Here is a 24314-nt window from a genome sequence, read left to right as displayed (position 1 = left end):
AGTTGCTTCAGCAGCAATCCCGCAGCCAATCTATCTCTGGGAAGATGGCAAAGAGCCGACAAATGTGGTTTTGTATATAAAAAATAAATACTTAGTTTTAACTAAGTTTTAACAAGGTTGTTTCATCGACATAAGCAATAGTGCTATCGGCTAAACACTAAACAACACTGGACAACCCGTGCATTTGGTGAGAGATAGCCAGTCTCAGCAAATAGCTACGTTACTCCGGTCAAGACACCAAAAAGTGCTTTCCAGCTTTTTGCTCTGTCGTTCAACTTTAAACATCTGTATTTAGCTAAGGAAGTGAGTTGAGCCAAACAAGCCGGAGTAACTTTGACGAGGAAAAAATTACCTGAGCAATCAGAGTTTTAAATAAGATGTCCAACTTTGTCTTTGTTATTGACACCAACAAACGCCCCCTTAATCCTGTTCATCCAGGGTTAGCTCGTTTACTTCTTACCCAAAGAAAAGCTGCCGTTTTTCGTCACTTTCCTTTTACGATCATCTTAAAAACTGTATCAGCAGAAATAACTCAGCCTATCCAGTTAAAAATAGACCCGGGATCTAAAACTACTGGCCTAGCATTACTCTCGAATGATGCGGTTATCTGGGGTGCTGAATTAACCCATCGTGGGCAAGCGATCAAAGATTCATTGGAATCCCGCAGAGCCATTCGTCGTAATCGGCGGCATCGTAAAACTCGTTATCGTCAACCACGATTGCTCAATAGAACCCGTAAAAAAGGCTGGTTAGCTCCGACGCTAGATCATCGAGTGAAAACTACTCTAACTTGGGTGAATAGGCTCATAAAGTGGGCGCTTATTACGGGTATTTCTCAGGAGTTAGTACGGTTTGATACGCAAGCTTTGATGAACCCGGAAATCAGTGGTACAGAGTATCAAAGAGGCGAGTTAGCAGGGTTTGAAGTCAAGGAATATTTGTTGGCAAAATGGGGAAGGAAATGCGCTTACTGTGGAGTAGAAAATACTCGGTTAGAAATTGAGCATATTTTGGCGTCGAGCAAAGGGGGGACAAATCGGGTTAGCAACCTTACCTTGGCTTGCCATGATTGCAACCAGAAAAAAGGAAATGACCCAATTGAGAAATTCCTAAGTAAGAAACCTGATGTTCTCAGGCGGATTTTAGCCGCTTCAAAATTACCATTAAAAGATGCTGCTGCTGTTAACTCTACCCGATGGGCATTGTACCAAAGGCTTAAAGAAACTGGATTGCCAGTCGATCTTGGGACTGGTGGCCGAACCAAATTCAATCGCGTCAAATTAGGTGTTCAAAAGCGTCACTACTTAGACGCTGCTTGTGTTGGCGTGGTGGAAAAGTTGTCGATAAAAATTACCAAGCCCTTGCTGATAACTGCAAAAGGATGGGGAACTCGCCGAATGTGCACGACTAACAAATATGGGTTTCCCATCAGACATCGTACTAGACAGAAAGCTTTTTTTGGCTTTCAAACTGGCGATATAATTCATGCTATTTTGCCTACTGGGAAATTTGCCGGAACTCATGTTGGGCGCTTAAGTGTTCGCGCAACGGGGGTGTTTGAAATGGTTACACAGGTGGGCAAGGTTAGCCCCGTTAGGGCTAAATATTGCCTTGGGGTTCATAGAGTCGATGGATACAGTTATGCCGCATAATCCACTTTTGTCCACTGAATAAGCGATTAGATTTGATCCGATCGCGCCATCGCTACAGGTCAACCAAAATGAGTCGGTTTCAGGTCTTGCCCTTACCCATTAAATCTTACAGTATTGCTACATTTAGTGCCGGCACGGCTTTACTGCTGACAACTCTGTTACTTTTTTTCTTCGAGGAAGTTCCTGCAATCTTACTTTTTGCCGCTGCGGTTATCGCTTGGTATGCTGGCTTAAAGTTCGCAGAACCAGAAATAGAAATTGAACGTAATATTATTTCCAAAGTAATTGACACGACGGCTTGCTTAATTGTAGTCCTAGACAACCAAGGACGGATTGTGCGCTTTAACCAAGCTTGCGAAAAAATTACAGGCTACTCGACAGCAGAAGTGCTCAATAAATGTGTTTGGGATGTGTTCTTAATCTCCGAAGAAGTAGAGCCAGTTAAAACTGTTTTTACCAAGCTCAATGTCGAAAACTTTAACAGCGAGTATCAAAATTATTGGCGCACTAAAAATGGGGACAAGCGCTTAATTTCTTGGTCGAATACTGTGACCATAGATGGCGATGGTTTGGTAGAATATGTGATAGGAACTGGTATTGATATTACCGATCGCAAAGAAGCAGAAATAGCCCTAGCATTATCCTACACTAACCTAGAAACTCGCGTCAAAGAACGCACAGCAGAACTGACAGTAGCTAAAGAAGCGCTGCAAGCTCAAGAAGAACGATTTCGCTGTTTAAGTTCCTGTTCGCCTGTCGGCATTTTTATGGCCGATTCCCAGGGGCGCTACACCTATGCAAACCCACGCTGTCAGGCTATTTGCGGCTTGAGTTTGACAGAACTTTTAGGAGACGGTTGGGAGAAGTGCATTCACCCGGAAGACAGCGATCGCGTATTGAGCCGATGGCTGGATTATACTCGGCAAGGTGGGGAATATGCGATCGAGTATCGCCTGCAAACACCAGAGGGGATTGTGCGCTGGATTAACGTTTGTTCATCGCCGATGTTCTGCGACTCCGGCGAACTCATCGGATACGTGGGCACGGTGAGAGATGTCACGGAAAGACAACAAGCGCAAGCAGCTTTGGCAAATAGCGAACAGCAACTGAGAACACTGCTAGAAAATACGCCAGATATAATTATCCGCACTGACAAAGAGCTGCGTTATATTTATGTCAATCAAGCCGTTGAAAGAAGCCAAGGAAAACCAATTTCATTCTTCCTGGGTAAAACCAGTCAAGAAATAGGAATGCCGCCGGAAGTGTGCCAGATGTGGGATGAAACCCTGCACAAAGTGTTAGAAACAGGTCAAGAAGAAATTGTAGAATTTCAGGCTTTCTCAATCAACGGCATCCGAAGTTATCAATCCCGCGTAGTTCCAGAATTTGACAAAAATGGCGTACCAGAATCAGCCTTAATTGTCGCCCGCGATATCACAGAAATAAAACTTGCGGAAACTCAAAGATTGCAGTTAACAATTGAGCAAACAGCAAGGGAAAAAGCGGAAATAGAACAGCAGCGGTCGGCATTTTTAGCAGAAGTCAGCAAAATGCTGGCTGATGCGTTTGACGGGGAAACGGTGCTGCAAAAGGTAGCCGAATTAGCAATAAATTCGATCGCGGATGGGTGCTGCATTCATTTGACCGAAACGGGGTCAAAAGTGCGTCTAGTCGCTGTGGCTCACGCAGAACCCTCCACAGTTGAGACTATTAATAACTTCAGCATCCGCAGTTCGATCGCCGAAAATGCTGTTAACGGCTATCCGCTGGTAATCCGCTGCGGCAAATCCGAACTAATTGCCGAAGTGGATGAGGAGATTTTAGCAGCAGGAGCCGAAAATGCAGCAGAATTGGAAATATTGCGATCGCTCAATATCGGATCTCACGCTTGCGTACCGCTGAGAGCTCGCGGGCGGGTAATGGGTTCCATCACTTGCTTTACCTCAAAGTTTGGCCGCCGCTACAGTGCAGAAGACATGGCAATGCTAGAAGATTTAGCATACCGCGTGGCGATCGCCCTAGACAACGCCAGACTTTACGCAGAAGCGCAACAAGCACTATCTCAAACATCGCAATCCTTTGCCTTAATTGACGCGCTGTTAGAAGCATCTCCCCTAGCCATTTGCTTTCTGGATCGCGAAATGCGCTTCATCCGTATCAATAAAGTCTTAGCAGAACTCCACGGTTTGCCCGCCGAACAGCATATCGGCCAAGATTTCCGGCAATTGTTGCCAGAATCCGCCGCCAAATTTGCCCCGATTATTCAGCAAGTTTTAGACACCGGTCAGCCTGTTTTAAACATAGAATTTAGCGGCGAACCTGATGGAAAACCAGGATATTTCGGCTACTGGGTAGCCAACTACTACCCAGTGAAAAATGAAATGGGAGAAATAATCGGAGTTGGCCTAATTATCACAGATATTACCGCAGCAAAACAAACAGAATTAGCTTTGCGGGAAAGCGAAATGCGCTTCCGCAGTGTGGTAGAATCTAACATGATAGGCATCGGTTTCTGGGATGGCAACGGGGAAGTTACTGACGCTAACGACGCCTTGCTGGAAATGATCGGATATACGAGGGAAGACTTAGTTTCGGGACAGATCCGCTGGTTAGAACTAACGGCGCCAGAATATCTAGAACTCGATCGCATTGCCCTCGCGCAAGTCGAAGCATCAGGAAGTTGCGCGCCTTTTGAAAAAGAATACATCCGCAAAGACGGCACGCGGTTCCCAGTTTTAGTCGGCGGCGGAAACTTCCAAGGATGCACAGACAAAGGAGCATTCTTCGTACTAGATATCACCGATCGCAAACAAGCCCAAAATCAACTTCGAGAAAACGAAATACGCATTCGCCGCCAACTAGCAGAACTCGACTTAGTTTACAAAACCACACCAGTCGGACTGTGCTTTGTCGATACAAATTTGCGCTACATCCGCCTGAACGAATGCCTCGCTGCGATCAACGGTCGATCGATCGCAGAGCACATCGGGCGCACCGTTAGAGAAGTAATTCCCGAAATGGCAGATATGGTAGAGCGAATTTACCGCCAAGTGCTGGGGACACAAACCCCCGTGCTCGACTTGGAAATTAAGGCCGCAACCAAGCAACAGCCGGGAGTTTTGCGGGATTGGCAAATCAGCTTTTACCCCGTGAGTGATGAATCAGGAACACTGCTGGGAGTCAGCACCGTGATTGCCGAAATTACCGATCGCAAACAAGCAAAACGGGTAATGCAGCAAAGCGAAGCCATATTCCGGCGGCTGTTCGAGTCAAATATTTTTGGAGTCGCGATCGGCGATTTTAGCGGCCGCATCGCCTACGCCAACCAATCCCTGCTCAACATGGTCGGCTACACCCGCTCAGAGTTGCTCTCCGGTCAAATACGGTGGGACAAGATGACCCCCCCCGAATACCTGCACCTCGACGCCTTAGCGGCCCAAGAACTGCGGGCTCAGGGAGTCGCCACTCCTTTCAAGAAAGAGTACATCCGCAAAGATGGCAGCCGCGTGCCGATTCTGATAGGCGGAACCACTCTGTGCGCGGACAACCGCGAACCAGAGACGATCGTCGCATTCTACATCGACTTGACCGAGATATCGCGGGTGGAAGCAGAACTCAAACACAATCAACAACGGCTGCAAATCGCTCAGCAAGCAGGCAAAATCGGAAGTTTTGAATTGAACATCCAAACCAACGAGGTCGCCTGTACGCCGGAGTTAGAGGCTTTGTACGGGCTGCCTGCAGGCGGTATCGACAGCTATCAAACTTGGGTGGAAATGGTGCATCCAGACGATCGCACTGTTACCGAACAGCAGGTGCAAGCTGCGACAGCTTCCGGGGAGGAATTAAACATAGAGTTCCGCATTTGCCGCCCGGACAAAAGCGTGGGCTGGATTGCTTGCAGGGCTAAGGTGTTTCAGGACGATCGCGGTTTGCCTTTGCGGATGATCGGGGTGAACGTCGATATCAGCGATCGCAAAGAAGCAGAAGCAGCGCGATCGCACATCCATCAAACTTTAGAAGCCTTGATTCAGGCTTGTCCCCTAGCAATTACCGTTTTGGACTGCGACGACGGCACTGTGAAAATGTGGAACCCAGCCGCCGAGAGGATTTTTGGCTGGAATGAATCAGAAGCGGTAGGTCAATTTGTGCCCTGCGTTCCCGCAGACAAGCGGGAGGAATTCACGGCTAATTTGAAAAGAATTCGCGCTGGAAAGGCGATCGCGGGCATGGAAACCTACCGCCAAAGGAAAGACGGCAGCTCGATCGACATCAGTTTGTGGGCAACTCCAGTCCGCGACAGCAACGGCAATATCAACTGTATGTCGATCGTCGCCGACATCAGCGATCGCAAGCAAGTCGAGGCCGGGCGCGCTCAGTTGCTCGAGCGCGAACAAGCCGCGCGGGCGGAAGCAGAAGCTATCAGCCGCCGGAAAGACGAGTTTCTAGACTCTCTTTCCCACGAATTGCGAACGCCTTTAAATGTGATTCAGGGGTGGGCACAGATCCTGCGCGCCCACCCCAACAACCAAGATAAATTAGCTTCGGGTTTGGAAGCCATTGAGCGTCAGTCGAAGGTGCAGATCCAGCTAGTGGAAGATTTGCTCGATGTTTCCCGGATTATTCAAGGCAAACTGGTTCTGAAACCCGGCTGGTTCTACATGGTAAGGACGATCGAGGCGGCTAATAATTCAGTTCGTTTGGCAGCCGATGCCAAGTCTGTCACCGTTTCGTTAGAACTTGACCCCGCAGTCAGCTTGATGTGGGGCGACGCCCAGAGGTTGCAGCAGGTAGTGTGGAATTTGCTGACTAACGCCGTCAAGTTTACGCCTTCGGGGGGAAATGTGCAAGTGCGCTTGTCTGCGGTGGCTGTTAGCGATTCTTCATCACCCAATTACGTGCAAATTACTGTCAGCGATACCGGAAAGGGCATTCCTGCTGAGTTTCTGCCCTACGTGTTCGATCGCTTCCGACAAGCAGACGCCTCGAAAACTAGGGCTGACAGCGGTTTGGGACTGGGATTGGCGATCGTCGAGCACTTGGTGCAACTCCACGGGGGCACTGTGACTGCGGAAAGTCCCGGTAAAGACAAGGGTGCGACATTTACGGTGACACTGCCACTCAAACAGCCTCGGAGTAAGAAGGGGCAGTTGAGAGGAGTCGCCGCCGGATATTTTAGTCCGTGATATCGCTATGCTGGTTGAGGACGGCTACTCGCCGATCCGCACAGTGCGATCGTCCGCATCCGACAAAATCAAGCGCTTGCCGGCCGTGGCGCTGACAGCTTATGCTAGCGAACAAGACCGCGATCGGGCGATCGCCGCTGGTTACAACGAACACTTAACAAAGCCGATCGAACCCGCTCTCTTCGCCACCGTTTTAGCTGACATCTTGCAACAATATCAATAAGAGGATTTTTCGTGGGGTTGGGCGGGTTTATAGAACCTATTTGCAAGCTTTAAGGCTGTTGGCGAACCCGCCCCTACGGCTAATTGAGAATGGTGCAAGATATCAGTTTTAGCCAAGTTAACAAATTTGCATTAGGGCGATCGGGTGCGACGAACACACAAATAATATCATTTCCGTTTGATTCCGATTTGTATGATGTTAAATCTTGTAGGGGCGGGTTCACCAATAATAATTGCCCATAATCTACAATCTCATAAACCCGTCCCCGCTGGCTATCTGAGATGTTGCACCGGCCGTCAATAAAGGGTTTTTGGGTAGGTTGGGGTGGGTTTATTTAACCTGTCTGCAACTTTTCAAGCTATTGGCTCACGGGCCCCTACAGGTTCCACAGGAATGGTGCGACATCATAGATGCTACCGGACATAATATAACCTGTACATTTTGATTCGGATTTGTATGATATTAAATCTTGTAGTTATGTAGGGTGCGGATCTGCTCATGTTTAATGAAACTTGCAGATTGACTGGTGGCGACGCACCGATGCTTACGACAAGATTGTGTGTACCGCATATACATGGAATATGCTGTAATTGCCCAAAACCCACAATCTCGTAAACCCGCCCCCGCGCCACCATCAATCCCAATCTACGTCTTTTAAGATATAGCCTTTCTCAAAAAAAGTGAGGTATGCCCTATGCCCATGAGTACCTCCTATGAGAACTCAAAAGGCTATACTTCAACCACTAGAATAAATCCCTCTTTCTTGCAGTTGCTGCATAAAAAACTCTTCCAAACTAGGCTTAGCCAAATTCATCCCAATTAACTGCCCTCCCGTACCGCTCAGACTAGAAATAAACTCCTTCGGATCGCCCTGCAAATGACCGTACCACAAATCATTATCAACTTCCATATCCGGTATCCATTTTTGCAGGATATTCAAGTGGCCTCCCCTACCTTCAACCCGGTAAGTTTCAGTATTACCCAAAAGTTCATCGATCGCACCCATGCAGATTAATTCACCCTTAGCCAAAATTGCCACTCGATCGCAAATCTTCTCCACATCCGACAATATATGCGAATTAAAAAAAATTGTTTTTCCTTGATTTTTCAGCGATAAAATTATCTCCCGCATCTGATAGCGTCCCATCGGATCTAAACCAGACATCGGCTCATCTAAAAATACCACATCTGGATTGTTAATCAAAGCTTGAGCCATGCCGATCCGTTGCAGCATTCCCTTAGAATACTGGCGCAACTGTTTTTTAATTGCCGCCGATTGAGATAGCCCAACTAAGTCTAGCAAATTGGGAATTCGCTGTCGCTGAATCGAGGAGGGAATTTGAAATAACCCCGCCGCAAATTGCAAGAATTCCCAACCCGTGAGATAATCGTAAAAATAGGGATTTTCTGGCAAATAGCCGACTCGCTGCTTCACAGTGCGATCGCCCAAAGGCCTCCCCAACAGCAGCGCCCGGCCAGAAGTGGGCCGCACTATACCCAGCAAAGTTTTCAGCAGCGTAGTTTTCCCCGCTCCATTTTGCCCTAACAACCCAAAAGTTTCCCCCTCAGAGATAGTCAGAGTGCAATTTTTGAGCGATTCAATTTTTTCATTCATCCAGAAGCCAGTACGGTAGAACTTCCCCAGATTAAATGTTTCCACCACTGGGGTAGCTCTGGGCATCTCGGTGGGATTTGGCGCATCTATAAGAGGTTCCATTTTTGTCAGAGAAATAACTAGCACCTGATTATATTCTATTGCATAAGTTAAGTAATAATTGCTATTTTTAATGTTAAACTAATATTAGCTGTAGTTAAAATTTTCTCAATTATGGAACGTTCAAAACTTGTTGCTATTATCACTGGAGTGATTTCTATAGTTTTAGCAGTTGCCTACCTGCTCCTTGTTACCCTCCTTGACTTCCGAGGCGAAATGGTGCCCGCACCTCAAAGTCAGTTGCCAGTCTCCATGCCACTTCAGCAATTAGGCACTGTTAACCAGACTTTGCGAGTACATTAGTTATTGGTTATTAATCATTGCAATAACAACTAACAACCAACAACTGCTAACTGCCAACTAACTAATACACATGAATTGCTTTCATCATGTGATATGCAACCAGCAACTGCGTCAAAGCTAGCGGGTAACTTTGCAAAACTTCGCCAGTTGTGCCGATCAGTTTGCCAATTTCCGGGTTGCCTTGGGCGGAACAAAATCCCCGCAGGTGGGGCAACTCGCCGCACAACATCATTTCCAGTTCGTTTACTTGCTCGCTGGTAGCGTGGGAGTCTACTTCCAAAACGTCAACAGGTTTGCCCATATCCCGATCGAGTCCCAAGCGAATTGCAGGTTTAAAACTCTCGCTGCCTCGACCTAAAATTTCAGTAAAATCAGGGTGAGGAATTGTCGGTCTGAGCACTAAACGGACGCTCAAATTTGATTCATTTTCCGCTTCGGGCGGGTAAAAACTAACTACAACGTCGGCCGATTTGCGCTGAGGACGAATAAAGTCTTCAGAGTCTGGTTCCCGTTTTTTTATTTCTGCAAGCACCTGTTCTTCAGTATAACCGCGCTTCATGACATCGCGCTTAACTTTCCACTGAGTTCGCAACTCTTCGGGAGGAGCAAGATACACTTTTACGTCGTAAGAATCGCGGATTGTTCGGGTTGCGTAACCCAGCAAACCTTCAACTATGACAAATTTGCTGGGCTTGATATATTCCGGCGGGTCAAATGTACCTGTCGTGTGGTTGTAGATGGGTTTGAGAATTGCTTGTCCGGTACGCAGCAGGCTAAGGTGCTGCTGCATGATATCGAGATAATTGCAGTCGGGATGCAATGCTGTGATTCCGATTTCGGTCCGCTGCTTTCTGTCGTAGCGATGATAGTCGTCAGTGCAAATCACAGTGACATTTTCTGGTCCCAATACTTGGGCAATTCCCCGCGTCAGGGTGGTTTTGCCCGCTGCGCTGTCTCCGACAATACCGAGAATAATTGGTCGATCGCTCATTGTTTTTACCCGGACGCACAATAGCAAATTTTGTTGTCAATCTTCAATCTTATCAAAATTGTGTTCCATCCGATCGCTCGGTTTGACTTGCTCCCCCCGGAGTCTCCCCTCTGTGTAAAATTATTGTAAAATTTCTTAATAAAATTCAACAAAGCATACTCAGGGAACATCTCATTGAACGATCGTAATTACCCAATTCTCAATTCCCTGTTTGCCCAATTCCCTGTTTTGCCCATTACCAGTCATCGTTTCGTTTGTTGCTGTAAGTTTCCCAATCGTCTTGTTGTGGTGGCTGATACAAAGGTTCTGCTTCCAATTCGGCTGACATTTCTAATTCAGGTTCCGATTCCTGCTGATAAATGTTCAAAGGTTCGACAACGCGGGCGATCGCATCTTTGACAAATGCTTTGACAAACTCGTCCTTCCTATTTAACTGAAACTGCCTTTGTACAACTTCGGCGATGCCACCATCGCCCCAATCTTGGTCATGGCGGAAATATTCAATAAAACTTTTACCAGCAATTCTAGTTAAATAAGCCGCACTAACTGCTTGAATTGCTTTGCCAAGTACAAACCCCGCTACGCTTAATTGCAGCGCCCTTGACACTACTTGAATTACCCCTTCAACTATTCCCAAACTTGCTAGGGTTTTTGCTAGAGACAATGCCAATTCTTTCGCGCGATCGATATTTAATTCGCAGCCGTAAATCTTAGCAATTTCTACTACCATTTGAGCGTTAACTGCTGCTGTCGCTAACAAATCCACAACTGGCAAAGGCGTTACGGCAATTACTCCGGCTCCGATCCACTGAAATCGCTCTACTGCCTTATCAGCTTGCCGCCTTCTTTGAGCATCAATTAACTTGCGCGCTTGGTCTCCCAAGTGCTGAGATTGCAGCAAAATATTGTCCGCAATTAAGTCTTCGCCTTCGGCTCGCAAAATCGCAGCGACGCGCCGAATTAATGGCATAATATCCGGGTCTGGCTGAAAAATTGTGCCGTCTTCTAGGACAACTTTTTGCGGATTGGCGCTAATTGCTACTACATCCATTGCTGATACAAAACCTTTGACTCGCTGCCGCAGTTGATCGAGAATTTCATCTCTGTCGGTGTCGGGATAAAGGTCAACTTTATTAAAAACCACGATCGACCTTTTGCCAATTTCCGCCAAAGTCCGCAGCGGTTCGTACTCGGATTTGCGTAAATCACCGTCCAAAACAAATAAGATCAAATCTGCCCTCGCCGCCAACTGCCTCGCCAATTCCTCTCTGTAAGTCCCCGCAACTCCCGCTTCCAAGATGCCTGGAGTATCAGTAATTGCTAATTCTCGATCGATTCCTTTCAATTTCAGAGTGTAAGTTTCCCCAACTTCGGTAGTTCCCATCGGCGCACCCACCTGTCCCGCCATCCGCCCCACCAACGCATTCACAGCGGAAGTTTTGCCCGCAGAACCGGTGCCGAAAACAACTACTCGAACGCTGCCCCTCGCCATGCTAGCTTCAATTTCGCGGGCTCTCAACAGCAAAGCTTGCCGCGCTACTTCATCTTGAATGCGATCGACTTGTTGCCGAATTGCTTTAAGATTTTCCGAAGCAGCTTCACTTTTCACAACAGGAATCTTCGGAGTAATCGGCCGTTTTCCCTTAACTTTCTGGGGGCGTTGCAGCAGCCTAAAATAGTAAACCAGCGCAAAAATTAGGGTTCCCAAAAGTACAATTATCAGGAAAATCAGCAAATTAGCCAGCAGCGGAGAAGCAGACAACGCAACTTGACTGTAAAGCCCTGTTAAGGAACTCACCAGCCCAATAATCAGCCCCAGGGCGAGGCAGAAAGCAGCAATTAAGGTTAACAGGCGCGGCAAAGGCATGAGGGGAGTGGCAAATAAAAGGGTTATACTTTGATTTTTACATTACGCCGATCGTCATCAGTCATGGCAAATCTAAAATCTAAAATCTAAAATCTAAAATGGCCGAGCGCCCGATGGTACTGCGCGAACCCGCAAATCCCGATTCTGTCGCACTGCGGGCGCGATTTGCGGGGTTTTAGTGGTAGCGGGTGCAGATAAAGTGCGATCGCGCCCGCAGTCTGCAATTGTAGCTTGCACGAGAACTTAGGCTCGCGAATTAAATAACTTACAATTTTAATTGTTATTGTGGGATGGGCTCTTATAGCCCGTCATGAGTGGACGGGCTATAAGAGCCCATCCCACTTTCAAGAGTGGAAGTTATTTACAGCACTTTCCAGGTAAGTGAAGTACAGAGAAACCGGGTTTCTTGAATAAAACCGGTTTCTGGCGAGAAATCCAGAAGAAACCCGGTTTCTGGGGTGTACTTTATAAACCTGGAATCCGCTGTAATTCTCATTCCTTACTAAGTCGGTGGCAAAATTCGCCAGTATGTAACAAAAGATTAATTAGGGTGATTCGAGTTAAATTTAATAGGTTTTGTAAGGTTGTGTATGGTTTTTTCTTTACCTTCTACCCCATGAATTACCGCAGAAGCAAGCTCTAATTCCGAGTCAAATATTTCTCCTGCTAGTTCCTCTTTTTTGATCTGTTGCCGCTCCCTGCAAAGCAAATTTATTCCTTCTCAATCTCCATAACGATGCCACCGGACTTGATAGAAAAACTCATGCTAATTGCGGACAATTGGCAGAGTGAGATGTACCGTTGTTTCCTTTTTATAGATACTGGTAATTGAGAACTCTCCTCCTGCCAGTTCGACAATTTTCCTGACAATTTTTAAGCCGATACCGGTGCCCTGTTGCTCATACCTCTTGCGCTCAAACTGCATGAAGGCACCTATTTTAGCAATTTGCTCTTCTGTCATGCCCCGCCCGGAGTCATGTACAGATAAATGTAGCATCTCCCCTAGGACTTGACTACTAACTTTAATAGTTGTCTCTGGTGAGGAGAATTTCAGTGCATTATCAATTAATTCATGGAGAATAGTTGATAGATATCGGTCTGATAGAGCTATATCCGCTTCCTCAAGAGTGAACAACATATCGTTGCTACGGTTGACCTTCTGAGCCTGGTATGTCAACTCGGTTTCAATGGCGGAAGCTACAAATTGAGTCCGGGCAGATTCCATCTTGTGCTGTTGACTTGCGGATAGTTCTAATCCTAAATAAATCAGGAATTTTTTCGTTAATTTTTCTAGGCGACGGGCCGAGTCATGTGCCCAGCCTAATATCTCACGGATTTGGGCGATATCCATGTTTTCGATATCGTCCTTGAGCAACCCGATCGTGCCTAAGATGCCATTGAGGGGCGTATTTAGTTCGTGGGATAGAGTAGAAGCTAAGTTGCCACGCAGCTCATTGAGGGTGCTGTCCAAGACATTGAGCGTATTTTCTTGGATGTGGTATAAGTTCTGGATATTATCATACTGTTCCTTGATTCTGAGCATTGAATGCACGCGAGCACGCAGTTCAATAGCATTTACAGGTTTACTGATGAAGTCGTCAGCACCGGCAGTGAGACAATGGGCAAGGTCTGATTTTGAATTTAATGCTGTCACCATAATGATGGGAACGGCTTGCCATTTTGACATGGCTTTGATTTGCCGACAAATCTCGATGCCGTCTATTCCCGGCATCATCACATCCAGCAAAATAAGATCCGGATCAAATATGTCGAGGGATGCGATCGCTTCTTGCCCGCTGGCAGCATAATGCAATTGATAATCCTGCTCTGATAACAGGGTTTCAATCACATCAAAGTTATCCGGCTCATCATCAACAATTAAGATAGAAAATTGAGACATAATTGCCACCATTTCAATAAAGTAAAAATTTTATAATTTCATCTGATACTCGTCAGCTATGCGGCCAAAGTGATTTCAAAAATTGCTCCTTGTGGTTGGTTGTTTCTGACACAAATTTCGCCCCCATGTGCCTCAACGACCATTTTGCAGAAAGCTAAACCCAACCCTATTTGAGAGACATTAGACATCAGATTTCCAATCTCGTATTTCTCAAAAATTTTTTGTCGCAATGTATCAGGAACACCTGGGCCAGAGTCGATAACCTGAATTTTTGCCTTGCCAGATGTGAGGAATTCTACAGTCACTATGATTTGACTATTGGGTGGGGAAAACTTAATGGCATTCGAGAGGAGATTGTCCAGCATTCGATGTATCATCGTGGCATCAGCCGAGACTTTTATACTGTTTTGTCCTGGCAATTGAGCGACTATAAACTGATTTTTTTTAGCAGCGATTCCTTCAAAGTTTGAGATAGCAGATTCAATAAGGTCGCACAGATAAATATCAGTGTAATTGAGACGATTTTTACCGGATTCGAGTAAATAGATTTGCAATAAATCATCAATTAATAGCTGTATTGCTTGTGCTGACGAGTAAATTCGTTCCAGTTGCATTTGTTGTTGTTCTTTAGGATACTCTAAGCTTTTTAGGATTTCCAAGCCAAGCAAGATGCCAGCCAGGGGATTGCGTAAATCGTGGACTACCATTTTAACCATATCTTCGCGCAATTTGAGTAAGCTTTGCAGGTCGTCATACTGGTGCTTAATTCGCAGCATACAGTGAACTCTGGCACGTAGTTCAATAGCATTTACAGGTTTACTAATGAAGTCGTCAGCGCCCGCAGTGAGACAATGGGCAAGGTCGGATTTTGAGTTTAATGCTGTCACCATAATGATGGGAACGGCTTGCCATTTTGACATGGCTTTGATTTTCCGACAAACTTCGATGCCATCTATTCCTGGCATCATGACATCCAGCAAAATAAGATCCGGATCAAATATGTCGAGGGATGCGATCGCCTCTTGCCCGCTGGCAGCGTAATGCAATTGATAATCCTGCTCGTTCAAGAGAGTTTCAATCACATCAAAATTATCGGGTTCGTCGTCAACGATCAAAACAGATGGTACATTCATGAATTATCTTACCAGGGAATTTAAAAGGTGTTGAATAGTGCTTGCCAATTGCTTCAGCTTAACGGGTTTGGTGAGGTAATCATTGGCTCCGGCAGCAAGACAACGATCGCGATCGGCAGTCATGGCTAAGGCAGTTAAGGCAAGGATCGGCACATCGACTAACCTAGGATCGAGGCGAATCTGCTGCATAGCTTCTAGGCCATCCATACCAGGCATTTGAATGTCCATCAAAATTAGATTGGGGTTTTGTGACTTGGCCAGGGCGATCGCCTCCTCTCCATTCTTCGCCAAGAGAATGCGATAGCCTTTAGCTCTCAAGTAGCTCGACACCGTACTGATATTGGCTTCATTGTCTTCCGCCACCAAGATTAAGGGAGAGCCTCCCTGTTCGGGCCCGCTGGGTTCGATGGGGGGTTCTGTCTGGGATTCCAGGGCAACAGAGGATGGCGCACCTGTAGGGGCAGTGCCCCCGTGCCTGCCCTCGAATTCGATGCCCCCGTGCCTGCCCTCGAATTCAGTGCCCCCGTGCCTGCCCTCGAATTCAGTGCCCCCGTGCCTGCCCTCGAATTCAGTGCCCCCGTGCCTGCCCTCGAATTCGATCGTGAAGCAACTTCCTACACCCACAGTGCTGGTGAGCAACACCTGCCCGCCGTGGAGTTCGACAATACGTTTCACCAGGGCAAGCCCCAAGCCAGTGCCTGCATATTGACGATTCAGCGCGCCATCGATTTGGATAAAGGGCTGAAACAGTTTGTTGATATGTTCTGGGGCAATACCAATACCTGTATCGATGACGGAAATTTGCAGAGTTTCTTTGACCAAAAAATGGGGTGAGGAATCGGCAGAATCTGGGTCGGCCCGGGGCTGTTGACGGCTGACTTCTAGGGTGATGCGTCCTCCGTTAGGAGTGAATTTTACCGCGTTGTTGAGCAGGTTGATCAAGACTTGGCGCATCCGCCGTTCATCAATCAATAAGTCGGGCAGATTGAGTGGCACTTTAATCTCTAGCTGGATGCGTTTTTGCAGGGCTTGTTGTTTGATAAATGCCAGACTGGATTGACACAGATGATTGATTGAAACTGGGGTGCAATCGAGTTCCATTTGACCCGATTCAATTTTGGCGACATCCAAAATGTCGTTAATTAACTCTAGTAAGTGAGAGCTACTGCGATCGATGGTTTGTAAAGCTTTGATTTGTTGTTCATTGACGATACCAAAGACTTGCTCTTGTAGCCCCTCGCTCATGCCCAAAATGGCGTTGAGGGGGGTGCGGAGTTCGTGGCTCATGTTGGCGAGGAATTCGTCTTTGAGGCGGGTAGCACGGGCCAGTTCTTGGTTAGAGACTGCCAGTTGTTCGTTGCGCTCGGTGAGTTGCTGCTGGGCTTGTTGCCGTTCGGTGAGTTCTTGCTGCAACTGCTCAAATAGGCTAGCTTGTTGAACCGCGATCGCCAACTGGTTAGCAATTTGTTGCAGGAGTTGCGCTTCAGACTCTTGCCAGACTCGCTTTTCTCGGCAAGCATGGACGACTAAAACCCCCCAGAGCTTGTTGGTTGGGCCAGGGGCAACCCCTCTATGGCTTTGGCTGCTTCGGACTTCTTGCAGGATAGGTGCAACCATTTTGGACTTGACTTCACCAACGCTTGCGTATTCCACCAAGCAATTAGTCCCCATATCGGTCATTATATCCGGGACGATACGGGGCTTGCCCTGGGAATAGTGGTTGAGGATTTCTTGAGACCACAGTTGGTCGTCCCAGTGATGGTTTTTGAGCGCGGGAAACTCGGTCAACACAGATTCTTCAACTATTTGACTTCTGCCATTGCCAAATAGCCGGATGACGATGATTCGATCGCCTTGCAAGATTTCTTTGACTTGCTGTGTCACAGTCGCCAAAATTTCCTTAATATCCAACGATTCGCGAATTTGCTGGGCGATTTCTCCCAAAGTTCGCTGCCGTTGCAGTTGTAAAGCGATCGCCTTTTGTGTTTCCTTGCGGATAGCCAGCTCTGATTGCACCTGTTCGTAGAGGTAAGATTGCTGAATTGCGATCGCTAATTGGTTAGCAATTTGTTTAAGTAAATTGATTTCCCAGTCTTGCCATTGGCGCGGAATATCGCATTGATGAACAATCAGCAACCCCCAGAGGGTTTGATTCAGAATAATTGGAACTACGAGTTTAGCTCTGACCTGGATTTCTGCGAGGAATTCAACCAAGCAGGGTAAGATTGACTCATTTTCATCTTCCCTATCGTTGAGGGCATAAACTTTTCCTTGGATATAGCGATCGTAGTTCTCTTCGGGGAAAACCTCTTCTGGGAAGAGGATATCCAGAAGCTTAAGCCTATTTGGCGAAACTGATTCAGCAATGGCAGCCCCCGTCCCTTCAGGAAAAACCCGATAAACCAGCGTTCTGTCTGATTGCAATAGCTGATGGATTTCCTCAACAGTGCTATTGAGAATCTCGTCCAGATTCAGAGACGATCGCATCCGTTTAGTAATCGCTCCCAGCAAACGTTCCTGTTTTGCTTGTTGTTGCAATCTCAGTTCGGCTTCTTTGCGATGGGTGATATCCTGAAACGTGCCTACCAGACCAATAATATTACCTGAGCAGTCTCGCAGGGGAGCCTTGTGGGTTTCGAGAAATATTGGTTTACCATTGGGTAGGGTTAGCGTTTCTTCGATCCCTAATATAGCTTCACCCGTTTCGATTAACCGCCGATCCATCGCACAATACTCGTTCGCCTCGACTTCTTTCTGGCAAATATCTAAATCTCTTTTACCTATACTTTCGGTCGTAGATGGCAAGCCTAGAGTTTTGGCAAACTGCTGATTGCATCCTAAAAAAACCGACTCTCGATTCTTCCAAAACACCGAAAGCGGGATGGTATCGAGTACCGTTTGCAGAAACTGCTGAGATTCCTGCAAAGCCTTCTGGGCCTGTTTGCGATCGCTGATATCTACTAATACACAAATAGTTTGATCCTCTGAGCCTGGAAGAAGTGCGGATCCGATGAGCACAGAAATCCGGCTGCCATCCTTACGGTAGTATTCCTTTTCCAAGGAATCGATCGCGCCATCCTGCATCAGGCGCTCCATCGCTACAACATCAGCCTGGGCATATTCGGGCGGGGTCATAGCATCCCAATGAATCATCCCAGCATTTAGTTCCTCCCTAGTGTAGCCAATCATCTGTAAGAAGCGATCGTTGGCATCGATTATGTTCCCCTGAAAATCGGCAAACATCATGCCGCTCACACTGGACTCAAACACACGGCGGAAGCGGATTTCACTGCTTTCCCTGGCGAGTTCAGCTTGTTTGCGATCGCGGATATCCGATATAATTCCCTGGATACTAATCAATTCCCCTTCAGCATTGATAACAGGTCGGGCGCTGCTTCTCACCCAGACATAATTGCCATCTCGGTGGCGATGTCGGAACTCATAATCACTTGACTTTTTACCAAGTTTGACATTCTCCCGATAATCAGTAACCACCAAAGGACGATCGTCTAGATGCACCAGATATATAAACGGCTTACCAATCCATTCACTCTCGTCCCAGCCAAACATGGTCTTGAATTGCGGTGACAAATAAGTGAGCATCCCATCGGGTTCACATGACCAGATCAAATCATTAGCCCCTTCTACCAGCCGCCGGAATTTAGCTTCACTCTCTGCTAATTGGGCTTCGATTTGTTTGCGATCGCTGATATCGCGGCATACACAAATCAATAATCCATCCTCTGTGAGGGTGAGGGATAGCCCTTCGGCAAAGGTAGAGCCATCTTTGCGGGTGGCGATCGCCTCTCCCTCCCAAGCGCGATCGCGCCCCAGCACCGGCAAGACTTCCCGCTCAAACCGTTCTAACTCGTGTTGGGAATACAAAAGTTTCCAAGATTTGCCCACCAGTTCTTGGGGATGTTCGTAGCCAAACAATTCTAGATGGGCTTGATTCAAATAGAGGTAGGTATCTCCTTGCATAATCGCAATGCCGTCGATCGCCGCCTCAATTGCTGCCAGTTGTCGTTTTAGGGTTTCTTCGGTTTGTTTGACATCGCTAATATCTGCAAAATAGCCAACAATCTCGATTGGCGTGCCTTCTTCATCTCGCAGCAGACGCAGCTCATCCCGTAGCCAAACGTAGTGACCATCGCGATGCAAAAATCGATATTCATGCTGATGAGTGTTGTGTTCAAATAGAGCCGATAAATGTGTAAAAACTCTAGGGGCATCTTCTGGGTGAATATGGTTAGCCCAGAAGCCACATTCCGATAAAAATTCTTCTGGTTTGTAGCCCAAAATGGCTTCGATATTTTTGCTCATGAAGGTTGCTCCATAGTCGCCATAGGGCTTACAGCTATAGATCATGGCGGGGCTCGATGCCAGAAGAAATTCGAGGCGTTCTTTCAAAAGGCGATTTTCTAGCTCTGTCTGTTGGCGATCGGTAATGTCTTGGATCAGGCCAAGCACATAGAGATGTTCATCATCCATCAATAGGATAGAAGTGGAAAAGGAGATAGTGCGGCACTGTCCATCTGGGCGCCGGATTTCCCTTTCCACGGCGATTAAGTTGCCCCCTTGTCGTATCTTTTTCAGGTCGGCAATCGTCTGTTTTTGAGATTCTTGATTATTCAGGTACAAGCTGTGATACCACCCCAGACGGTTAATTTCTTCTAAGGTGTAACCCGTAATTGTTTGCATTTGCTGATTCCAGACTGTGAAGCGGACAAATGGAAACTCCTCAACTTCATAGAAAACGCACAGCCCTTCAGTCATGTTTTCTACAATTTGTTGACGGAAAGTATTTTCCTGCCGAAGCGTTGCTTCGGCAAACTTGCGATCGGTAATGTCGAAGCGAATGGCTAGATACTGAAAAGGTCGCCCGCCTTCGTCCAAAAAGGGGACAATGGTGCTAGCAACCCAGTACAGGCTACCGTTTTTTGCCTGGTTGCAAATTTCACCGCGCCAAACATGACCGCTAGTAATGGTCTGCCACAGGTCTTGGAAAAATGCAGGGGGATGATAGCCAGAGTTGACTAGGCGATGGGTTTTGCCCATGAGTTCATCGCGGGAGTAGCCAGAGATCGCACAGAAGGGATCGTTGACGTAGGAGATCACCCCTTGGCGATCGGTGATGACCACAATTGCAGACTGATCCAAGGCCTGTTTAAAGGCTGATAATTCTTGAATTAACTGCTGTCGTTGGAGTTCAGCCTGCTTGCCTCTGCTAATATCAAAGTTGACCCCAATCATGCTCTGGGGATTGCCTTGGGCGTCTGGCACGACGACACCATAGGCTTTAATAAAGTGGAGGCTACCATCGGGATGCAACACTCGAAACTCGGTATCAAATTCTGCTTGTCCTAAGAGGGCTTGTTGGAGCAATGTTTCGGTGGCGGTGCGGTCTTCGGGATGTAGTCGGTTTGCCCAAATGTCGTAAGGCAGAGGGGAATGAGATTGTTTTGTGACACCGTACAGTTCGTACATCCGCTCATCCCAAAAGACGGTGTTTTGTACAAGATCGAAGTCCCAACAACCGATCGCCCCTGATTTGAGCGCCAAAGCGAGGCGATCCGATACTGTCTGTAGTTCTGCTTCTGCACGTTTGCGATCGCTAATATCTTTGGCGATGCCTAAAAAGCCGATAATTTGTTGATTGACATCCTTGAGGGTGCTGATGGATAGCGACACAGGAAATCGAGAACCATCTTTACGGATATAGCTCCACTCTTCTTCGCTGACAATACCTTGGCGTACTTTGGCAACAAAAAGCTCAAAGCCGGGAGGAATATTTTGCCCTAGTTCAGCAGAGAGTGATGATGCCCGGTCAATTACCTCATTTGCATCGTGGATGAGTGCGGGCGTAGCTTTGCCGACCACTTCTGCTGCACTGTAACCCAGCATCCTTTCGGCTGCGGCATTAAAGGTCTGGATGATGCCAGTTGGGTCTACGGAGATGATGGAGTAATCAGCACAATCGAGGATGGCGCGTTGCAGGCTGTTGACTTGCCAAAGCTCTTGGGTGCGTTCTTCAACTTTTGCTTCTAGCTGTTGGTTTAGTTGGTAGAGTTGTCGCTCAGCCTGTTTGCGAGCCGTAACGTCTCGAATCATAAACAAGGCTTCATCTTCGCCACTCTTGACAACTCTGACCTCTTCATATTTCAGGCGTGGGCCAATGTGCACCTGCTGTTCATAAACTTGCAGTTCTCCTGTCCGTAAGGCTTGTTCTAGGTGGTGTAGATGTCGCGTCGCAATTTCTCCTGAGATCATATCCACCATCGCCACACCTGGGGTATCGAAATCTGTACCGCCGAGAAAGTCGAGCTGACGATTGGCTGTCACGCTCCCCCGATAAATACCATCGGCACCGATGCGAAACATGAAGTCGGGAACTGCTGCTAATATGGCTCGGCTGTGGGCTTCGCTCTGGATCAGGGCGGTTTCGGCAAGTTTGCGATCGCTAATGTCTGTAGTAGTTCCTACATAGCCGACTACTTGCCCGTCTGCATCCAGTTCGGGAACGGACTGCCCATATACCCAAGCCACAGCACCGTCGGGACGTTGAAAGCGGTATTCGAGTTGGAAAGAGCGATTTCCTTGAATGAATTGCTCCCATTCGGCGATGACCCGATCGCGATCGTCGGGGTGTAGCCCTTGTTGCCATCCTTCCCCGAAAGCGGTTTTTGGGGTGAGTCCGCTGATCTGAAACCAGCGATCGTTAACATAGATGCACTTACCCCTAGCATCGGCGCGGAAAATCCCCACTGGTACGGCTTCCACTAGGCTGGCGTAGCGTTCTTCGCTTTCTTGCAGGCGGACTTCAGTTCGTTTGCGATCGCTAATGTCGGTAATGGTGCCTATATAGCCGATCCGATGTCCATTGGCATCGAGTTCGGCGACGCACTGCCCATAAACCCACGTTACTTCACCGTCGGGACGTTGAAAGCGATATTCGAGTTCAAAAGAGTCGTTACCTTGAATGAATTGTTCCCATTGGGCAATTACCCAATCGCGATCGTCGGGGTGCACTCCTTGTTGCCATCCCTGTCCGATAGTGGCTCCTGTTGTGAGTCCGCTGATCTGAAAGTAGCGATCGTTGACATAGGTACATAGCCCCTCGGCATCGGTGCGAAAAATCCCCACCGGAGCGGCGGCGGCAAGGGAGGCGTAGCGTTGTTCGCTCTCGATCAGGGTGGCTTCGATCCGCTCTCGCTTTACCAGTTCATTCTGCAATTTTTGGTGGATCGTGGCTTGCCCAATGGCGATCGCCAGATGCGCTGATAAGGCTTGTATCAGTTCAACTTCTTCCGGTTGCCAGTCGCGGGGGTGCTGGCTTTCGCTGGCATTGAGCAAGCCCCATAACTCATCGCCACACAGTAGCGGCACCAAAATTTTGGCTTTTGTCTGGAGGCGGATCAGCATCTGCCGATGACAGTCTGATATGTTGGCTGTGGAGATATCTGGTACGACGCGAACATATCCCTGACGATAAATCTCAGGATTGTCTTGCTTATAGCAGGTCTCATTGACCCGTTGGCCCAACAGAGACAGGGACGAGTCGGTGGATTCCGCCACGACAATGATTTCCCGATCGGCTTCAAACCGCCAAATATTGACGCGATCGCAGCCGAGCACTTGCCGCACCTGCTGCACAGTCGTATCCAAAATCGTTTGCAGGCTTAGGGACGAGCGAATTTGGGTAGCCAAGTCTGCGACTAATTTCTCTCGTTGTACCTTGGTGTTGAGAGCGGCTGTCCGAGCTTCCACCTGTTGCTGGAGCTCAAGGTTGCGATTTGCCAGCAGCGCTACCTTTTGGGCCTCTAGCCGCACCACCTTCTCTTCCCACTTCTGGACCAGCTTGTATAGCTCCAGCGGGTTGAGGGCTTGCAGCAAACTGGTCTGGGTGACAATACCCAGTAACTCCCCTTGTTCCCCTGTCACCGCCAACCGACGGATCGATCGCTGCTCCACGATCTGCGGCACAGTCCAGAGCGACTCCTCTGGCTTGACCTTAAAAATCGGTGTACTCATCACCGCCTCAGCCCGACAGGTTTCCAGCTTCAACCCCAATGTCTGAAATTGCACAATATCCCGCTCGGTGATAATCCCCACTGGAATTTGTAGCGGTTCAGTAGAGATTCTGCCTGGGTGCACAATCATCACGGAACTGACGCGATGCTCTGCCATAAGTTGGACGATCGCCAGTAGGGAACTATCTGGCGCAGCACAAATCACTTCGCGGGTCATCACTTCTGCTACGATACGCAACCGCAGCAGGTCGATCGGTCGAGATATTTGGCGCAGAGTTTCGTGAGTGACTAGGCCCACTAGGCGATCGAGTTCGTCCACGATGGGCAAATGGCGAATGTGGTGCTGTTGGAGCAGATTAATCGCCAAAAATAAATCGGTGAAGGCGGACTCGCGGAGGGTGACGACGGGGTGTGCCATCACCTCCCGGAGCGCCAAATTCTCCAAGGAACGCTGCTGGGCACTCAGCCGCACCACGTCTCGCTCGGTCAGTACGCCGACCAATTGCTCGTTTTCCACTACCAACACGCAACTCGATCGCGCCTCCTTGTGGAGGTCGTCGAGTTGACCCTCGGCCGTTCTAGGGGTGTTGCAGAGCGATCGCACGCCACTCATTTGGGCGATCGCATCCATCACCGTCGTATCCGGCGAAACCACCAAGGGCTCTCGCACGATCGCAGTCCTGAGTTCTATGGGAGTGAGAGCAGTAGTACGAATGAACATGAGTTTATAGGGTTTTTTTGCTGATTATTTTTTTAACCATTTCGCCTTAAACACATGAGCTGATAGCGTAGCCCGGGGTCAGCCATAGTAACGAGAAGAGTTACGTAGCTGCACGACATTCTCTAAATATTATATTTACTTACAGTTCGCTTTTGCCGGAAATGACTTAGGGAATTTCTGCCACGCTAAGCTAACGCTTTTGCATCCTTTTCATGAGATGATAAAAACAGGAATTGCCCTCAACCCTTTACTGGATTAAGTGAAATCTCGGAGAAGGCGCTGTAACGATCAAATTTGTTGACTCTTGACGATTACTGGGAATTCTACAGTATACAGATCGCTATTCCCCCAAGTGAGAAGTTGTGATGCGTTTAATTACTTTCATCTGGGGCTTTTCTGATATTAAGCGTAAAACACTACCAGCCATATCTCGTGGAGTGGGATTAAGCCATGAACAAACACTCTTATTTCCTAAGCGAATTACTTGAAAATTAGAACGCTGGAGAGAGGCTAGGTTGGGAGCATCCCGGTTTTGCGCTTTTGATCATCAAACGGATATTGATCCGTTAAGGTAGGCGCACCGAAGCTTAAGCA

Annotated in this window: 11 protein-coding genes; 4 read left to right on the top strand and 7 right to left on the bottom strand. The window is 47.7% G+C overall.

Going from position 1 to position 24314, the window contains the following annotated elements; all coding sequences use genetic code 11:
• Window positions 1-377: 377 nt before the first annotated feature.
• The 3 genes from iscB (at window position 378) to QUA88_RS17405 (ending at window position 7061) form a co-directional block, all read left to right on the top strand.
• Window positions 378-1652 (top strand): RNA-guided endonuclease IscB, encoded by a 1275-nt coding sequence (iscB, locus tag QUA88_RS17415; RefSeq protein ID WP_333208201.1) that lies wholly within the window; start codon window positions 378-380, stop codon window positions 1650-1652.
• Window positions 1653-1720: 68 nt separating this feature from the next.
• On the top strand, window positions 1721-6838 hold the full coding sequence (locus QUA88_RS17410) for a PAS domain S-box protein (RefSeq protein ID WP_333272858.1): 5118 nt from the start codon (window positions 1721-1723) through the stop codon (window positions 6836-6838).
• A gap of 7 nt (window positions 6839-6845) precedes the next feature.
• Window positions 6846-7061: a hypothetical protein gene (locus QUA88_RS17405; RefSeq protein ID WP_333056651.1), complete on the top strand. Its 216-nt coding sequence runs from the start codon at window positions 6846-6848 to the stop codon at window positions 7059-7061.
• A 736-nt stretch (window positions 7062-7797) separates the two neighbouring features.
• Here the strand turns inward: QUA88_RS17405 and QUA88_RS17400 are convergent.
• Window positions 7798-8778: an ABC transporter ATP-binding protein gene (locus tag QUA88_RS17400; protein WP_333056650.1), complete on the bottom strand. Its 981-nt coding sequence runs from the start codon at window positions 8776-8778 to the stop codon at window positions 7798-7800.
• A 111-nt stretch (window positions 8779-8889) separates the two neighbouring features.
• On the opposite strand from QUA88_RS17400, the gene QUA88_RS17395 reads away from it, so the two are divergent.
• Window positions 8890-9078, top strand: a complete 189-nt coding sequence (locus tag QUA88_RS17395) for a hypothetical protein (RefSeq protein WP_333056649.1) — start codon at window positions 8890-8892, stop codon at window positions 9076-9078.
• Window positions 9079-9139: 61 nt separating this feature from the next.
• Here the strand turns inward: QUA88_RS17395 and QUA88_RS17390 are convergent, their stop codons facing one another.
• The 6 genes from QUA88_RS17390 to QUA88_RS17365 form a co-directional block, all read right to left on the bottom strand.
• Window positions 9140-10069: a phosphoribulokinase gene (locus QUA88_RS17390; protein ID WP_333056648.1), complete on the bottom strand. Its 930-nt coding sequence runs from the start codon at window positions 10067-10069 to the stop codon at window positions 9140-9142.
• A 235-nt stretch (window positions 10070-10304) separates the two neighbouring features.
• Window positions 10305-11936, bottom strand: coding sequence for a GTP-binding protein (locus QUA88_RS17385; RefSeq protein WP_333056646.1), 1632 nt, complete (start codon window positions 11934-11936; stop codon window positions 10305-10307).
• A 93-nt stretch (window positions 11937-12029) separates the two neighbouring features.
• Window positions 12030-12173: a hypothetical protein gene (locus tag QUA88_RS17380; protein ID WP_333056645.1), complete on the bottom strand. Its 144-nt coding sequence runs from the start codon at window positions 12171-12173 to the stop codon at window positions 12030-12032.
• Window positions 12174-12702: 529 nt separating this feature from the next.
• Window positions 12703-13836: a hybrid sensor histidine kinase/response regulator gene (locus QUA88_RS17375; RefSeq protein WP_333272853.1), complete on the bottom strand. Its 1134-nt coding sequence runs from the start codon at window positions 13834-13836 to the stop codon at window positions 12703-12705.
• Window positions 13837-13892: 56 nt separating this feature from the next.
• Window positions 13893-14969, bottom strand: coding sequence for a response regulator (locus QUA88_RS17370; protein WP_333056641.1), 1077 nt, complete (start codon window positions 14967-14969; stop codon window positions 13893-13895).
• A 3-nt stretch (window positions 14970-14972) separates the two neighbouring features.
• Complete coding sequence (locus tag QUA88_RS17365; RefSeq protein WP_333272850.1) at window positions 14973-23720, bottom strand: PAS domain S-box protein; 8748 nt, start codon at window positions 23718-23720, stop codon at window positions 14973-14975.
• Window positions 23721-24314 lie beyond the last annotated feature (594 nt).

It is taken from the genome of Microcoleus sp. D3_18_C2, from assembly GCF_036702395.1.
Taxonomy (GTDB): domain Bacteria; phylum Cyanobacteriota; class Cyanobacteriia; order Cyanobacteriales; family Microcoleaceae; genus Microcoleus.
The sequence above is the reverse complement of the archived record's forward strand: the minus strand, read 5'-3'. Positions and strand labels throughout refer to the sequence as shown.

What these genes read in the sequence shown, in the direction of transcription:
- QUA88_RS17410 (WP_333272858.1), top strand. Translation starts at nt 1,721, where the DNA reads ATGAGTCGGTTTCAGGTCTTGCCCTTACCCATTAAATCTTACAGTATT.
- QUA88_RS17375 (WP_333272853.1), bottom strand. Translation starts at nt 13,836, where the DNA reads ATGTCTCAATTTTCTATCTTAATTGTTGATGATGAGCCGGATAACTTT.
- QUA88_RS17405 (WP_333056651.1), top strand. Translation starts at nt 6,846, where the DNA reads ATGCTGGTTGAGGACGGCTACTCGCCGATCCGCACAGTGCGATCGTCC.
- QUA88_RS17385 (WP_333056646.1), bottom strand. Translation starts at nt 11,936, where the DNA reads ATGCCTTTGCCGCGCCTGTTAACCTTAATTGCTGCTTTCTGCCTCGCC.
- QUA88_RS17400 (WP_333056650.1), bottom strand. Translation starts at nt 8,778, where the DNA reads ATGGAACCTCTTATAGATGCGCCAAATCCCACCGAGATGCCCAGAGCT.
- QUA88_RS17390 (WP_333056648.1), bottom strand. Translation starts at nt 10,069, where the DNA reads ATGAGCGATCGACCAATTATTCTCGGTATTGTCGGAGACAGCGCAGCG.
- QUA88_RS17370 (WP_333056641.1), bottom strand. Translation starts at nt 14,969, where the DNA reads ATGAATGTACCATCTGTTTTGATCGTTGACGACGAACCCGATAATTTT.
- QUA88_RS17395 (WP_333056649.1), top strand. Translation starts at nt 8,890, where the DNA reads ATGGAACGTTCAAAACTTGTTGCTATTATCACTGGAGTGATTTCTATA.
- QUA88_RS17365 (WP_333272850.1), bottom strand. Translation starts at nt 23,720, where the DNA reads ATGTTCATTCGTACTACTGCTCTCACTCCCATAGAACTCAGGACTGCG.
- iscB (WP_333208201.1), top strand. Translation starts at nt 378, where the DNA reads ATGTCCAACTTTGTCTTTGTTATTGACACCAACAAACGCCCCCTTAAT.